Below are 14,801 nucleotides of genomic sequence, written 5' to 3' on the forward strand. Positions count from 1 at the left end.
CCCGCACGGGGTGATCGAAGCCCGGACAACCAGGAAAGGGAAACCAACAGTGGCGGACAAAGAAGAGATCCTCGCCGGCCTCGCCGAGATCGTCGAAGAGGTCGCCGGTGTCGCTCAGGACGACGTGAGCTCCGAGAAGTCGTTCGTGGACGACCTGGACATCGACTCGCTGTCGATGGTGGAGATCGCGGTGCAGGCCGAGGACAAGTTCGGGGTCAAGATCCCGGACGACGAGCTGGCCAACCTCAAGACCGTCGGCGACGCCGTGAACTACGTCGCGGCGAACGCCAAGTAAGCATTTCCTGAACTCGATTCCTCGGGGAGAGGTCCACATGAGCAACATCGACGTCGTGATCACCGGGCTGGGTGCCACCACGCCGCTCGGCGGGGACGTCGCGTCCACGTGGGACGGCCTGCTCGCCGGCCGCAGCGGCATCCGGCGCATCGAGGCCGACTGGGTCGAGCGGTTCGACCTGCCGGTGAAGATCGGTGCGACTCTCGCCGAGGAACCGACGGAGACGCTTCCGCGCGTGCAGGCACGCAGGCTCGACCGGTGTGAGCAGATCGCGATCATCGCCGCGCGGCAGGCGTGGGCGGACGCCGGGTTCACCGAGCCGACGGACGAGCACAGCGACGTCGAGCCCGAGCGGCTCGGCGTGTCCATCGGCACCGGCATCGGCGGCCCGGTCACCCTGCTGAACCAGGACGACCTGCTGGAGGAGCACGGCATCCGCAAGGTGTCGCCGCTGACCGTGCCCATGCTGATGCCCAACGGCCCCGCGGCTCACGTCAGCATCGAGCTGAAGGCCCGCGCCGGAGTGCACGCGCCCGCGTCGGCGTGCGCCTCCGGTGCGGAGGGCATCGCCAACGGGTACCAGATGATCCAGAACGGCCGCGCCGACGTCGTGGTGGCCGGGGGCGCGGAGTCCTGCATCCACCCCATCACCATCGCCGGTTTCGCCCAGGCCCGCACGGTTTCCACGAACAACGACGACCCCGAGCACGCGTCGCGCCCGTTCGACGCCGCGCGTGACGGGTTCGTCCTCGGCGAGGGCGCCGGTGTCGTGGTCCTCGAGCGCGAGGACCACGCGCGCGCCCGCGGGGCGAAGATCTACGGCAGGCTCGCGGGCTACGGGATCACCTCGGACGCCTACCACATCACCGGCAACCACCCGGAGGGCATCGGCCAGGTCGCGGCCATGACCAACGCCATCCGGATGGCGGGGCTGACCGCGGAGGACGTCCAGCACGTCAACGCGCACGCCACCGCCACCGTCGTCGGCGACATCGGCGAGGCGAACGCGATCCGCAAGGCCATCGGCTCGCACCCCGTGGTGACGGCGCCGAAGGGCGCGCTCGGCCACCTCGTCGGCGGCGCCGGTGCGGTCGAGGGCATCGCGACGCTGCTCGCGATCTACCACGGCATCGTCCCCGCGACGCTGAACCTGGAGAACCAGGACCCGAAGGTCGACCTGGACGTGGTGTCCGGTGAGCCCCGCAAGGGCGACTTCACCGCGGCCGTCAGCAACTCGTTCGGCTTCGGCGGCCACAACACGGCGCTGCTGTTCACCGCCGCGTAGCTGGTTCTCGAGAAAGGCCGGTTCCCCACGGGGGAGCCGGCCTTTTTCAGCAGCGGGACATCTCGGGGGTCGTGTACCCGGCGACGGCGTCCACGCGCCAGTGGCCCTGCTCCAGTGCCACGGGCAGGCCGAGCTTCCAGTGCACGCAGGTCGCATCGGGCAGCTCGGCGGGCGCGGCCGTCGGGTCCTGGACGCTCGTGAAGCCCACCAGCACGCGCAGGTCCGTGGCCGTGACGGCGTCGATCCGGTACACGAGGATGCTGCCGTCCTTCGTCGAGTCGTAGTCCTCCAGCCAGCTCGCGCGCGGTTTCGCCTGGATGCGGGCCCTGGTGACCGTGGTCTTCCACTGGTCGTAGTCGCGGCTGTTGATCGCGTCGAAGTAGGTCTGCAGCAGCTGGGAGATCACCGCGTGCTGCGGGTGCGCGGCGGCGTCGGGCGTGAGCTCCACCGTGCCGGGGCCGGGCTGTTCCGCCGCCGGGCGCGCGGTGGAACTGGGCAGCGCGATCACGGCGTCCGGCGTCGACTCGGGGAGGCGGTAGACCTCCCTCGCGAGCAGACCACCGCCGACCATCAGCGAGACGACCACGACCAGGACGGGCAGCAGCCAGCGCTGGGAACTCGGCGGTACCGGCACGGCTGACACAACGGCAGCGTAGTGGTTAACGCCGTACTACGCGCGCGCCTCTCCCCACCTCGGGCCTGCCGGGCAGGATTCGGTCGCTGAGTGGCTCAGCTCCGCGCGGCTGTCCCACCCGTCACCCGGCCACCACCCCGGCAAACGCGCCTACCCCACGCGGTGCAGCCACGTCACCGGAGCGCCGTCGCCGGCGTGCCGGAACGGTTCCAGCGCCTCGTCCCAGTTGGTGGCCAGCAACTCGTCCACCTTGTGGGCGAACGCTTCGCCCGCACGGGCCTGGGTCACGAGGGCGCGCAACTGGTCCTCACCGACCACGATGTCGCCGTTGGCGCTGGTGCGGCCGTGCCACAGGCCGAGGCCGGGCGCGTAGCAGTAGCGCTCGCCGTCGACGCCGGGGCTCGGGTCCTCCGTGACCTCGAAGCGCAGCATCGGCCACGCCTTGAGCCCGGCGGCGAGCTTCGCCGCCGTGCCCGCGGGCGCGCTCCAGTTGCACTCGGCACGGAGCTGCCCCGGAGCGGCGGGCTGCGCCGTCCACTGCAGATCCACTCGGGTCCCTAGGGTGCCCGAGATCGCCCACTCGACGTGCGGACACACCGCAGACGGCGACGAGTGGACGTACACCACACCACGGGTGTTTCCACGGGTGCTCACTGCTGACCTCCGCTACTCGACGAGGGGCGTCTTCCCCTACGACCTCGCGAGCCTCGGGAGCCGGCAAAACCATGGCGTGGCTTGAGCACATTGTGCACTGCGATCACCCATTTGGCCACATGAACCTCAGGCGTCGCACACGCCACTTTCCGTAGAGGGCACTGCCACGCCCGCGGCAGTGCCCTCGCGGACAGCTACCCGGCGGCGCCCAGGGACCGGGCGGCGGCCACGGTGTCGACGAGTCCGGCGCCCTTGTCGTACGCCGAAGTGTAGGGGCCGAGGGCCTCGTACGGGGCCCCGTCGGAGTACTTGTACGCGGTGGATTTGAGGGCGTTCTCGATGTCGGCCGGTGTCGCGGCGGGGTTGGCCTGGAACAGCTGCGCGACGATCCCGGTGATCTGCGGCGCTGCCATCGAGGTTCCGCTGATCACGTTGTAGGTCCCCAGATCCAGCGGACCGGGGCCGTTCTCGGGCTGCAGGCCCTGCGCGCAGATCACGAGGTACGGGCGGCAGGCGGACAGGATGTTCTCGCCCGGCGCGGAGATGTCGGGCCAGGTGGCGGAGTCGCTCGCCAGGCCGCGTGACGAGTAGTCCGAAACCGTGCCGTCGCGGGTGCCGGTGCCTTGATCGTTGAAGGAGGCCACGGAAAGCACGCCGGGTGTCGGGTCCTGGCCGGGCGGGTTGGACAGGTTCTGGCTGCCGTCGCCGCCGTCGTTTCCGTTGGCCCACACCGTGACCACGCCTTCCGCGGCCAGTGCGCGCTGCAGCTGGACCGTGGCGGAGTCCGGGTCGAAGCTGCCGCCGCCGCTCGGCCCGTAGGAGTTGTTGATCACCTTGATGGGTGGGCAGACGCTCGCGGGCACGCCCGCCCCGCACGGCGCGGCGTGGTTCTCCAGCACCCAGTTCAGCGCGGAGTCCGTACCCAGCACGAGGATCGCGAGCCCGGTCGAGAGCGCGACGATCTTGGCGCCCGGCGCCGAGCCCCCCACGCGGGTGCCGTCCGGCAGGGTGAGGGCCGCCCCGGCGGCGATGCCGGTGACGTGCGTGCCGTGGCCGCCGAGCGAGGTGGTGTCGGTGTCGACGTTCGTCGGCACATCGACGATGCACGACGTGGCGGTGCCGCTCGTGCAGAGGCTCTTGAGATTGCGCACCACGCGCCCCTGGAACGCCGGGTGCGTCGGGTCGACGCCGGTGTCGATGATCGCGACCGAGACCCCGCTGCCGTCGAGCGCGGCGCCGTTCGCCCCGGTGAGGGTGGTGCGGGCTTCGGCGCTGCGCGTCGCGGTGGTGCCGGTGCTGCCGTAGGCGACGAGGGGGTCGTTGTTCTCGACGTAGGTGACGCCCGGCATCTGCCGGACGGCGCGGACCTGAGCGGCGGAGCCTCGCGCGGCGACGACCCCGATCTTGGCGAACCGCGTGATCTCGGTGAGGCCTGCTTGCCGGACCGCGCGTTCGGCGGTGGTCACGTCCGTCGCGTGGACGAGGGTGGTCAGCGACGTGGTCGTGGACAGCAGGGGCGCCAGGGTGGCGGAGACGGGGGCGAGGGTGCCAGCCGAGGCGGGCGGCGTGAGGGCGACGAGGGGTAGTGCGAGCGCGGCGGCGAGAACCGGCAAGCGTTTGCGGGGAGACGGGCTACGGCGCATACGGCTTCTCCTCAGCTCGGATGGCCGTACTAACGAGTAGCACACGGTCGAGTGACGGCGGTCACGCTGTGCTGAGACAGAAGCGCAGAGTGCCCGGGATTTTCACACTGCTGGTCCATTCGGCCGTCACCGCGCGCTAGCGTAGGCAGCCAGCAGCCACCGTCAGGGGAGGTTCAGGTGCGGCTCGTCCGCCTCGGGCAACAGCCGTCGCGCGTCGCCGACGACATCCGCGCGGCGCTCGCGTCGCTCGGCCGGGGCGCGACCGTCGTCGGCGGGGTGGCACTCGTCGGGGCGCGGCCGATCCCGTCGGTCCGCAGCGTCGACGCGATCGTCGTGCTGCCGCGGGGTGTGCTGATCGTGCTGGGGGTGGACCTGCCCGAACCGGCGATGAAGCTGGAAGCGCCGCTCGCGGGACCGTGGCGGGCGGACGGCTGGGCGGTGGCGACGCCGGACCGGGCGGTGAACCCGGCCGCCCCGAAGCTGGAACTCGCGGAGGCGATCGCGAAGCACCTGCGGCCGAAGGTGCCGGAGGCGCTGCCGATCGGGACGATCCTCGCGGTGGGGCCGTACGTGGACCAGGTCGACCAGCCACCCGCGGACGCCGCCGGCGCGGTCCGGGTCCTGCACCCGACGGGAAAGCACATGCTCGCGGCGGCCATTTCGCTGGCGGCCGCACCGGAGCCGTGCTCGGTGGCGCAGGCGCGCGCTCTGGTGAAGGCACTGGCCCCAGAAGCCCCACCCATCTCGGATGACGCGTTGCGGGCGGAGGGTTTCGGGGCGGGCCTGGGAGAAGAGCCGGAGCGGACGACGAAGCTGGACAGCCCGGAAGCCACGGAGAAGCTCGACGGGCCGGGGAAGGCCGGACCGAGGAAGGCTGGCGGCGGGGCGACTGCTGCGGCGGGGACGGCTGGTGCCGTGGCGGTGGGGACAGCTGGCGTCTCGGCGACTGCTGCTGCGGCGGGGAAGGCCGGTGGCGGGACGGGCGCGGCCGGGAAAGCTGGCGGCTCGGCGGCCGGTGCTGGCGGCTCGGCGACTGCTGCTGCGGCGAAGGCTGGCGCGGCCGGGCAGGCCGGTGGCGCGGCAGAGAATGCTGACTCGACGGCTGGTGCGGCCGCGAAGGCTGGTGCCGCGGAAGCACCCCGTGCGCCGGAGAAGTCGGTCGCCCCGGGGATCAGCGCTCCGAACGTAGTCGCCGCCATCGCGGCTGAACCAAGAAACCCGTCGGCCCCAGGCGGCCCCACGCAGCCCGGAAAACCGCCCGCACCAACCGGAACCACCGCCACCAAGGCAGCACACCTGGCCGGAACCACCCCGGCCGAACCCGGAGCCGCGGCACCCGGCGGTCCAGGCACCTTCGCCTCCTCCGCGGCCACCGAGAAGATGGCCCCGCCGCCGCGGCCGCCGGTGAAGGCGCGGGCCGAAGTGCCGCCGCCGCGGCCGATCGAGGTCACCACGCCCGTTCCGCGCATCACCGCCGCCGTGCCCGTGCGGGCCGCCGTGCCGGAGAAGTCACGGACCGTGCGGTGGTTGCCCTTCGGCGCGATCGGGTTGCTCGCGGTGCTCCTCGTGACGGCCATCGTGTTCGCGACGACGAGCGGCGCCGACGACGCGCCCGCCCAGCCGGCGCAGGTCGTCAACGGCATCCCGCTCGCCCAGCGCGCCGCCGCCCGTGACGTGCAGTGCGCGGCCCACGCGGTCGGCGATCTGCAGGTGAGCCTGCAACGCAGCGGCTGCGTGGACCTCCGCCGCGCGAGCTTCGAAGCCACCGTGGACGGCAAACCCGCGGCGGTTTCCGTGGCGGTCGTGGCCTTTCCGGACTCCGCCAAGGCAAAAGCGTTCAAGAAAGCCGCGGACACGCCCGGCGGCGGCAGCGTCACCGACCTCGCCACGGAGACCGGCAAATGGTCCCGCACCCCGCACTTCGACGCTGCCGCCTACGTCAGCGCGGCAGACGGCACCGCGGTGCGGCTGGTCCTCGCCGCGTGGTTCGACCAGCCCTCCACCGCCGACGACCCCGGGCTCCTCCGCGCCGCCAACGCCGCCCTCACCGCCCGCATGCCTTGACCGCTAAAGCCCGTACGTCTCCAGCAACCGCAGCCACACCTCGCTGATCGTCGGGAACGCGGGGACCGCGTGCCACAGGCGGCGCAGCGGGACCTCGCCCACGATGGCGATCGTCGCGGCGTGGAGGAGGTCCGAGACGTCCTGGCCGACGAACGTGACCCCCACCAGCACCTCCCGCTCCGTGTCCACCACGATCCGCGCCTTGCCCGTGTACCCGTCGGCGTGCAGCGACGAGCCCGCCACCGCGATGTCGATGTCCACCACCCGGTGCGGCTTGCCCTCCTCCGGCCCCGGCAACCCGACGGAGGCCACCTCCGGATCCGTGAACACCACCTGCGGCACGGCGTGGTGATCGGCCGTGCTCGTGTACTGACTCCACGTCTCCCCCGTCACGACCTCGCCCGCCGCCCGTGCGGCGATCACGTCCCCGACCGCGCGCGCCGCGTACTTGCCCTGGTGGGTCAGCGGCGCCCGGCCGGTCACGTCACCCGCGGCGTACAGCCAGCCTCCCTCCACTTCGGACACCAGGCCCGTGTCGTCCACCGTCAGGGTGCTGCCCGGCTTCAGCCCGACCGCCTCCAGCCCGATGTCGTCCGTCGTGGGACGGCGGCCCGTCGCGACGAGCAGCTTGTCCGCCGTCAGCGTCTCGCCGCCCGTCAGCTCCAGCTTCGCCGCTCCGTCCACTTCGGAGGCCCTGACCAGACCCGAGTCCAGGTGCACCCGCACGCCGTCCGCCCGCAGGCCCTCGACCACGAGATCTCCCGCGAACTCCGGGTACCTCGGCAGCGGCCGCGGCCCGCTCACGATCAGGTCGACCTGCGACCCCAGGCGCGCCCACGCCTGCGCCATCTCGACGCCGACCACGCCACCGCCCAGCACCGCGAGCCGGGCCGGCACCTCGCTCGCCGACGTCGCCTCACGCGAACCCCAAACGGGTATCTCGCCGAGGCCCGGGATGTCCGGCGTCCTCGGCACGCTGCCCGTGCACACCACGATCGCGTGGTTCGCCCGCAGCACGCGCTCAGCGTCCACTGTGACCTCTCGCTCACCGGTGATCCGCGCGTGCCCGCGCACGACCTCGATGCCGGCGCCCCGCGCCCACTCGACCTGTCCCGAGTCGTCACCACGTGAGGTGAAGTAGTCGCGGCGCTCGAACACCTTCGCCGGATCGAGTGCACCTCCCACCGGCACGCCCGGCAGCCTGCGGGCCGCGGCGAGCGCGTTTCCGGGGCGCAACAAAGCTTTGCTCGGGATGCAGGCCCAGTACGAGCACTCGCCCCCGAACCGTTCGTGTTCCACCAGCGCCGTCTTCAGCCCGCCCCGCACCGCGCGGTCGGCCGCGTTCTCCCCCACCGGCCCCGCGCCGATGACCACCACGTCGAAAGTCTCTTCGGTCATGCGGACAGCGCACACCAGGCAAGCGCCGGGCGCAAGCCCGAGAAGGTATTCTCAGCGGAGCATTTCGAGTACGGGAGGTTTCGGTGGCCAAGAACACCGCGGTGCAGTTACTGGACGACCTGAACGGCGAGCCGGCCCAGGAGCAGGTCCGGTTCGGCCTGGACGGTGTCGACTACGACATCGACCTCTCGGACGAGAACGCGGGGAACCTGCGCGAGATCCTGGCCCGCTACGTCGAGCACGGCCGCCGCACCGGTGGCCGCAAGCGCCAGCCGCGGCGGCTCGCGCCGCCCACGCGCGGTCGCAGGAAGCCCGCCGCTTCCCGTACCACGACGGCGAAAACGGCCGAACCCGCCACCCGCAAGCGGAGCACGGCCAAGTCGGCGGCGGCCGCCAAGCCGGCGCCGGCGAAGAGCACCGCGAGCAAGGCCAAGCCGGCCGCCGCGAAGAAGGCGGCTCCCGCGAAGAAGGCGGCCGCGACCAAGAAGGCCGCCCCCGCGAAAACGGCGGCGAAGGCCCCGGCCAAAACGGCGGCCAAGAGCACCGCCAAGAACACGGCCACGAAATCGCGTGCGAAGACCGCCGCCACGAAGTCGACGACGACGAAAGCCGCCGCGAAATCGACGAGCACCCGCTCCGCGGCCGCGAAGACCACCGCGAAATCGAGCGGCACCCGGTCCACGGCCGCGAAATCGACCGGCACCAGGGCCACCGCGAAGAAGCCCGCGGCGGCCAAGAAAGCCGCGTCCACGGAAAAGGCCCCGCGCCGCGCCACCCGCAAGGCGCCGCCGGTGGTGTTCTCCAGCGCGGGCGCCTGAGCTCTACAGGTTCTTCAGCTCTTCGACGATCTCCCCGACGGAGGTCTTGGCGTCGCCGAAGAGCATGGTGGTCCGTGGTTCGTAGAACAGGTCGTTGTCGATTCCCGCGAAACCGGAACTCATCGAGCGTTTCAGCACGATGACCGAGCGGCTCGCGCTGACGTCGAGGATCGGCATTCCGTAAATGGGTGAGCCGGGGTCGTTGCGGGCGGCGGGATTCGTCACGTCGTTCGCACCGATCACGAGTGCGACGTCGGTCTGCGGGAATTCGGAATTGACCTCGTCCATTTCCTTGAGCTGCTCGTAGGGCACGTCGGCCTCGGCGAGCAGCACGTTCATGTGGCCGGGCATGCGCCCGGCGACGGGGTGGATGGCGTAGGTGACGGAAATGCCCTTGGCTTCCAGCAGCTGCGCCATTTCCCGGACGGCGTGCTGGGCCTGGGCGACGGCCATGCCGTACCCGGGCACGACCACGACCTTGCTCGCGTAGGCGAGCTGGATCGCGGTGTCGGCGGCGGTGGTGCTGCGGACCGGACGGACCTCTCCGGAACCGGCCGTCACCGCCGTCGTCCCGCCGAACCCACCCGCCACGATCGCGGGAATCGAGCGGTTCATCGCCTTGGCCATGAGGTTCGTCAGGATCGAGCCCGACGCCCCGACGATCATGCCGGCCACGATGAGCGCGGTGTTCTCCAGCGCCAGCCCCATCGCCGCGGCCGAAAGCCCGGTGAAGGCGTTGAGCAGCGAGATGACCACGGGCATGTCGGCGCCGCCGATCGGCAGCACCACCATCACGCCGAGCACGGCCGCGGCGAGCAGCAGCACGATCATCAGCGGTTCCGCGTGCGCACCCGCGACCACCGCTGCCCCGCAGCCGACCGCACCCAGCAGCAGAACGATGTTCAGCGGCTGTTGCAGTGAGCGCAGGGTGATCGGCCTGCCCGGCAGGATCTCCTGCAGTTTCCCGAACGCGATGAGCGAACCCCAGAACGACACCGAACCGATGAGCGCGGCGAACAACGACGCGATGGCTACGTAGCGGGGTTCGTCCGAATACCCGTCCGTGGTGCGGAACTCGACCCACGCGATGAGCGCCACCGCCCCGCCGCCGACGCCGTTGAACAACGCGACCATCTGCGGCATCGCCGTCATCTTCACGCGCCGCGCGGCCGGCACGCCGACGAGCGCGCCGAGCAAGACGCCGAGCGCGATCAGGACCCAGTTGCTCATCCCCGGCGTGAGCAGGGTGGCGACCACCGCGACGACCATGCCCGCGGCGGCGATCCAGTTGCCGCGCACCGCGGTGCGCGGGCCGGTGAGCCCCATCAGGCCGTAGATGAACAACGCGAACGCGATGATGTAGAGGACGCCGATGAGATCAGTCATCGGCCTCGTCCTTCTTGTGCCCCTTGAACATCCCGAGCATCCGGTCGGTGACGAGGAACCCGCCGACGACGTTGATGGTGCCGAACGCGATCGCGATCACGAGCAGAACCTTGTTCAACACCCCGTCGGCGCCGAGCCCGAGCACGACGAGCCCGCCGAGCAGCACGATGCCGTGGATGGCGTTCGTACCGGACATCAGCGGGGTGTGCAGGGTGTTGGGCACCTTGGAGATCACGGTGAAACCCACGAATCCGGCGAGCACGAGCACCGCCAGGCTTTCCACCAGCATCAGGCCGCTCCCCTTTCCCGTCCGGCGACGCACGCACCGGCGACGATCTCGTCGGCGAAGTCGATCGCGAGCCCGCCGTCGCCGTCCACCAGCAGTTCGACCAGTTCGGTCAGGTTCCGCGCGTACAGTTCGCTGGCGTGGCCCGGCATTTCCGCGGGCAGGTTCAGCGGGGAGCAGATGGTGACGTCGTGCACGACGACGTCCTTGCCCGGCTCGGTCAGTTCGCAGTTGCCGCCGGACTCCCCGGCGAGGTCCACGACGACGGCGCCCGCCGGCATGCCGCGCACCGCTTCCTCCGTGACGAGCGTCGGCGCCTTGCGGCCGGGGACGAGCGCCGTGGTGATCACGACGTCGAACCGCGTGATGGCTTCGGTGAGCCTCCGTTGCTGTTCGGCGCGTTCCTCCTCGGTGAGTTCGCGCGCATAGCCGCCTTCGCCGACCGCTTCGATGCCGAGGTCGAGCCAGTTCGCGCCGACCGAGCGGACCTGGTCGGCCACCTCGGGCCGCACGTCGTAGCCGGTGGGGCGGGAGCCGAGCCGTTTCGCCGTCGCGAGCGCCTGGAGCCCCGCGACGCCCGCGCCGAGCACGAGCACGTTGGCAGGCGGCACGGTCCCGGCCGCGGTGGTGAGCATGGGGAAGAAGCGGATGAGCCGGTCGGCGGCCAGGAGTACGGCCCGGTACCCGGCGACGCTGCTCTGCGAGGACAGGGCGTCCATCGCCTGGGCGCGCGTGATGCGCGGGATGGATTCGACCGCGAACGCGGTCACCCCGGCGCGGTCGAGTGCGGCGATGCCGTCCACATCGGACAGCGGTTTCAGGAAGCCGATCAGGACGGCGCCGCGTTTCAGCCTGGCCACCTCGTCCGCGGTGGGCGGCGCGACCTTGAGCACTATGCCGGCCTGCCACGCGTCCCCGATCTCGGCACCGGCCTGCTCGAACACGGAGTCGGCGAGCAGCACGCCCGCACCGGCACCGGGTTCGACGACGACGCGCAACCCGCGCCGGACCAGCCGGTCGACCAGCCGGGGGACGAGTGCGACCCGCCGCTCCCCCGGTAACGACTCGCGGACGACACCCACCGTCAGAGGTGCGGATCCGACCACGCTGAACCACCTCCTGACGGAGCCGGGCGATCAACCCAAGTGGTAACAGCAAAGGGGGTCCCGCGAACGGGGTCAAGTCCTGCTGCGCCAGGCGGGCACCCCGAGCGTGATGAGTTTCAGACGCTTTTCGGCTGTCCGGACGATGCGTTCGTCCGCGCCGGGACGGGCTTCGAGCAGGTCGAGCACGGTCGCCTGCATCGCGGTGACGATCAGCTCGGCCATCATGTGCAGGTCCTCGTTCGACCATTCCCGCAGGTATTGGAACCGCGCGAGGTCGACGGCCAGCTCGCTGGAGAACAGCCGCAGCTCGGTCGCGACCGCGCGGGACACCGCGCCCGATCCGCCGTACCGCTCGCGCACGAGGAAGCGGAAGTGGTCCTCGTGGGCCCGGACCTGCTGGTGGAGGGTCTGCACCGAAGCGCGGATGATGTCGCTGGACGCCCGCCGGTCGGCGCGGGCCGAGCGGATCATGTCGCGCAGCGTGCGCATCGACTCCTCGACGAGCGCGACGCCCAGCTCGTCCATCGAGGCGAAATGCCGGTAGAACGCGGTCGGCACGATGCCCGCCCGCTTGGTGACCTCGCGCAGGCTCAGGCTGCCGAAACCACGGTCGGCCAGCAGGCCCAGTGCCGCGTCGAGCAGTGCCCGCCGAGTGCGTTCCTTGCGCTCGTGGCGCGTCGCCGGTTCCGCCGTCACGCTGATCACCTTACGACCCCCGGCCTTGCTCGTTCCGGCGCTGTCCGCCATCATTGAGTGTACAGGCGTTCACTGAAGGAGGTGTGGCAGATGGGCAGGCTGGCATCGCTCGCCGAGGCGCTGCTCACCCCACACGGCGTGGACCGCTACCTCGAACTGGTCGACCCGATGCTGGTCCGGCGGGAGATCCGGGGCGAGGTGACGGGCGTGCGCCGGACGCCCCGCGCGGTGACGCTGCGAGTGCGGCCGAGCCGGGCGTGGCGGGGATTCACCGCGGGGCAGCACGTGCGGGTCACGGTCGAGATCGACGGGGTGCGGCGCACGCGGTGTTACTCCCCGGCCAACTCGCAGTACTCGGACGGGCTGGAGTTCACGATCGCGCGGGACGGCCTGGTTTCGCAGTACCTGTACCACCAGGCGAAGCCGGGTCTGGTACTGGGACTGTCCGAACCGGACGGACGGTTCACCCTGCCCGAGCGCCGGCCGGACCGGTTGTTGCTGATCAGCGGCGGAAGCGGGATCACGCCGGTGCTGTCGATGCTGCGCACGCTCGTCGACGAGGGGCACCGGGGCGAGGTGGTGTTCCTGCACTACGGGCGGGACGTGCCGTACGAGCTTTCCACGCTGACACGGGAGAACGTGCGCGTCGTGGACGGGCACGGACTCGGCGGGCGGTTCTCCGCCGCCCACGTCGAGGCGGTCGCGCCGTGGCACGCCGAAGCGGCGGCGTACGCGTGCGGTCCGGTGCGCCTGCTGGACGCCGTGCGCGATCTTCTTGGTGAACAAGTGCACACTGAACAGTTCACACTGGAGGTGGGGACCGGGGCAGCCGGCGGGCGCGTGCGGTTCTCGCGCAGCGGGGTCGAGGTCGGCAACTCCGGGCACGCCCTGCTGGAGCAGGCCGAGGCCGCGGGCCTGCGCCCGGAGCACGGCTGCCGCATGGGCATCTGCTTCTCGTGCACGCAGGTCAAGACCCGCGGCACGGTGCGGGACGCCCGGTCCGGCGAGCTGTCCGCCGAAGAGGACGAAGAGATCCAGTTGTGCGTGTCCGTGCCCGTCGGTGACGTCGAAATCAACTGTTAGGAGCAACGCTCATGACCGGTTTGCAGGACAGGCTGACGCCCGCGCAGGTCGAGGCTTTCGGCCGGGAGCTGGACGCGATCCGGCAGCGGATCGTCGAGGACCTCGGCCAGGCCGACGTCGACTACATCCAGAACGTGATCAAGACACAGCGGGCGCTGGAGGTCACCGGCCGCGCGCTGATGTACTTCCCGCCCGCGTGGCTCGCCGGGGTCGCGGCGCTTTCGGTGGCGAAGATCCTCGACAACATGGAGATCGGCCACAACGTCATGCACGGCCAGTACGACTGGACGCGTGACCCGGCCTTGAGCTCGCAGCAGTTCGAGTGGGACACGGTCGCTCCGGCGGCGAACTGGCGGCACTCGCACAACTACATCCACCACACGTACACGAACATCCTCGACAAGGACCGCGACATCGGTTACGGCATCCTGCGGATGGACCCGGCGCAGAAGTGGCACCCGTACTACCTGGGCAATCCGGTGTACGCGGCGCTGCTGGCGGTGATCTTCCAGTGGGGCGTGATGCTGCACGACCTGGAGTTCGACCGGGTGGTGCGCGGGGAACGCACGTGGGCCGAGAACGTGCCGGTGATCCGGCGGATGGTGCGGAAGGCGTCGCGGCAGATCGGGAAGGACTACATCCTGTTCCCACTGCTGACGGGCCCGCTCGCGCCGCTGACGTTCGTGGGCAACGCGTCGGCGAACCTGGTCCGCAACCTGTGGGCGTTCGCGATCATCTTCTGCGGTCATTTTCCGGCGGACGTGGAGAGCTTCACCGAGGAGGAGACGGAGAACGAGACGCGGGGGCAGTGGTACCTGCGACAGATCCTCGGCTCGGCGAACATCACCGGCGGGCAGCTGTTCCACATCCTCACCGGGAACCTGTCGCACCAGATCGAGCACCACCTGTTCCCGGACATCCCAGCGCGGCGTTACCCCCAGATCGCCGACGAGGTGCGCGGGATCTGCGAAAAGTACGGCCTGCCGTACAACACCGGCCCGTTGCGGCGGCAGCTGTGGAGCGTGGCGAAGAAGATCGTGCGGCTGGCGTTGCCTTCTCCGGGGCAGCGGGAGCCGGAGCCGGTCACTACGCTGGAGCCGGAACTCCGGGCAGCCTAGGGGAGAACATGGTGGGACAGTTCGAGCGCGGTAAGGACACGGTGCAGGTGCTGACCGAAAGCGCGGCCACCCACGTGGGCCGCATAGCCACGATCGTCACCGGCGCCGTCCGCGATGTCGCCAGGGAAGCCGGAGAATGGCTGACCGAGGTGATCGAGATGCGCGAAGCAGCGCAACGGGCCAGGAAGGACGAAGAGCGGGAGCCCTCGGACCCCACCTAGAGTTGGGTTGCCGGCGGCCGAGTGACCAGGGTCCACCGGGCGTGAACGCCCTGCCGAAGACCCCCGCCCCATCCCCTTGATCGTTTAGTGGCTGGGGATCGCCGGGGGTGGGGG

At 70.8% G+C, this 14,801-nt stretch carries 15 protein-coding genes; 7 read left to right on the plus strand and 8 right to left on the minus strand.

All coding sequences use genetic code 11. The annotated features are described in order from the left end of the window. The first annotated feature begins 49 nt into the window (after window positions 1-49). Both BMZ92_RS04465 and BMZ92_RS04470 read left to right on the plus strand, forming a co-directional pair. Window positions 50-295: an acyl carrier protein gene (locus BMZ92_RS04465; RefSeq protein WP_091504433.1), complete on the plus strand. Its 246-nt coding sequence runs from the start codon at window positions 50-52 to the stop codon at window positions 293-295. Window positions 296-332: 37 nt separating this feature from the next. Further along, a complete protein-coding gene (locus BMZ92_RS04470; RefSeq protein ID WP_091504434.1) occupies window positions 333-1,580 on the plus strand; it encodes a beta-ketoacyl-[acyl-carrier-protein] synthase family protein in 1,248 nt (415 codons plus the stop codon). 46 nt (window positions 1,581-1,626) lie between these two features. Here BMZ92_RS04470 and BMZ92_RS04475 read toward each other — a convergent pair whose 3' ends face one another. The 3 genes from BMZ92_RS04475 to BMZ92_RS04485 all read right to left on the minus strand — a co-directional run bounded on the left by BMZ92_RS04475 (window position 1,627) and on the right by BMZ92_RS04485 (window position 4,511). Beyond that, window positions 1,627-2,223, minus strand: coding sequence for a hypothetical protein (locus BMZ92_RS04475; RefSeq protein ID WP_245782896.1), 597 nt, complete (start codon window positions 2,221-2,223; stop codon window positions 1,627-1,629). 141 nt (window positions 2,224-2,364) lie between these two features. Then, window positions 2,365-2,868, minus strand: coding sequence for a DUF3145 domain-containing protein (locus BMZ92_RS04480; RefSeq protein WP_091504435.1), 504 nt, complete (start codon window positions 2,866-2,868; stop codon window positions 2,365-2,367). A gap of 194 nt (window positions 2,869-3,062) precedes the next feature. Next, window positions 3,063-4,511, minus strand: a complete 1,449-nt coding sequence (locus tag BMZ92_RS04485) for a S8 family serine peptidase (protein WP_091504436.1) — start codon at window positions 4,509-4,511, stop codon at window positions 3,063-3,065. A gap of 177 nt (window positions 4,512-4,688) precedes the next feature. Here BMZ92_RS04485 and BMZ92_RS38010 point away from each other — a divergent pair, with 177 nt between their 5' ends. Continuing rightward, window positions 4,689-6,575, plus strand: a complete 1,887-nt coding sequence (locus tag BMZ92_RS38010; RefSeq protein WP_091504437.1) for a hypothetical protein — start codon at window positions 4,689-4,691, stop codon at window positions 6,573-6,575. A gap of 3 nt (window positions 6,576-6,578) precedes the next feature. Here BMZ92_RS38010 and BMZ92_RS04495 read toward each other — a convergent pair whose 3' ends face one another. Beyond that, window positions 6,579-7,973 (minus strand): dihydrolipoyl dehydrogenase family protein, encoded by a 1,395-nt coding sequence (locus BMZ92_RS04495; protein ID WP_091504438.1) that lies wholly within the window; start codon window positions 7,971-7,973, stop codon window positions 6,579-6,581. 83 nt (window positions 7,974-8,056) lie between these two features. Between BMZ92_RS04495 and BMZ92_RS04500 the strand changes: the two genes are divergently transcribed. Continuing rightward, window positions 8,057-8,791, plus strand: coding sequence for a histone-like nucleoid-structuring protein Lsr2 (locus tag BMZ92_RS04500; protein WP_177228542.1), 735 nt, complete (start codon window positions 8,057-8,059; stop codon window positions 8,789-8,791). A 3-nt stretch (window positions 8,792-8,794) separates the two neighbouring features. Here BMZ92_RS04500 and BMZ92_RS04505 read toward each other — a convergent pair whose 3' ends face one another. The 4 genes from BMZ92_RS04505 to BMZ92_RS04520 form a co-directional block, all read right to left on the minus strand. Continuing rightward, a complete protein-coding gene (locus BMZ92_RS04505; protein ID WP_091504439.1) occupies window positions 8,795-10,177 on the minus strand; it encodes an NAD(P)(+) transhydrogenase (Re/Si-specific) subunit beta in 1,383 nt (460 codons plus the stop codon). Further along, window positions 10,170-10,466, minus strand: a complete 297-nt coding sequence (locus BMZ92_RS04510) for an NAD(P) transhydrogenase subunit alpha part 2 (protein ID WP_091504440.1) — start codon at window positions 10,464-10,466, stop codon at window positions 10,170-10,172. The genes BMZ92_RS04505 and BMZ92_RS04510 overlap by 8 nt, the downstream gene beginning before the upstream one ends. Beyond that, window positions 10,466-11,569, minus strand: a complete 1,104-nt coding sequence (locus BMZ92_RS04515) for an NAD(P) transhydrogenase subunit alpha (RefSeq protein WP_091504441.1) — start codon at window positions 11,567-11,569, stop codon at window positions 10,466-10,468. The genes BMZ92_RS04510 and BMZ92_RS04515 overlap by 1 nt, the downstream gene beginning before the upstream one ends. A gap of 72 nt (window positions 11,570-11,641) precedes the next feature. Beyond that, a complete protein-coding gene (locus tag BMZ92_RS04520) occupies window positions 11,642-12,316 on the minus strand; it encodes a TetR family transcriptional regulator (RefSeq protein WP_091504819.1) in 675 nt (224 codons plus the stop codon). A 39-nt stretch (window positions 12,317-12,355) separates the two neighbouring features. Between BMZ92_RS04520 and BMZ92_RS04525 the strand changes: the two genes are divergently transcribed. Genes BMZ92_RS04525 through BMZ92_RS04535 form a run of 3 tightly spaced genes read left to right on the plus strand, consistent with a single transcriptional unit; the run spans window position 12,356 to window position 14,687 of the window. Then, complete coding sequence (locus BMZ92_RS04525; protein WP_091504442.1) at window positions 12,356-13,348, plus strand: ferredoxin reductase; 993 nt, start codon at window positions 12,356-12,358, stop codon at window positions 13,346-13,348. A gap of 11 nt (window positions 13,349-13,359) precedes the next feature. Beyond that, entirely contained in the window at window positions 13,360-14,466 is a 1,107-nt protein-coding gene (locus tag BMZ92_RS04530) for a fatty acid desaturase family protein (RefSeq protein ID WP_091504443.1), read from the plus strand. Window positions 14,467-14,474: 8 nt separating this feature from the next. Continuing rightward, on the plus strand, window positions 14,475-14,687 hold the full coding sequence (locus BMZ92_RS04535) for a hypothetical protein (protein WP_091504444.1): 213 nt from the start codon (window positions 14,475-14,477) through the stop codon (window positions 14,685-14,687). Window positions 14,688-14,801 lie beyond the last annotated feature (114 nt).

This window comes from Amycolatopsis sacchari (assembly GCF_900114035.1).
GTDB lineage: Bacteria > Actinomycetota > Actinomycetes > Mycobacteriales > Pseudonocardiaceae > Amycolatopsis_E > Amycolatopsis_E sacchari.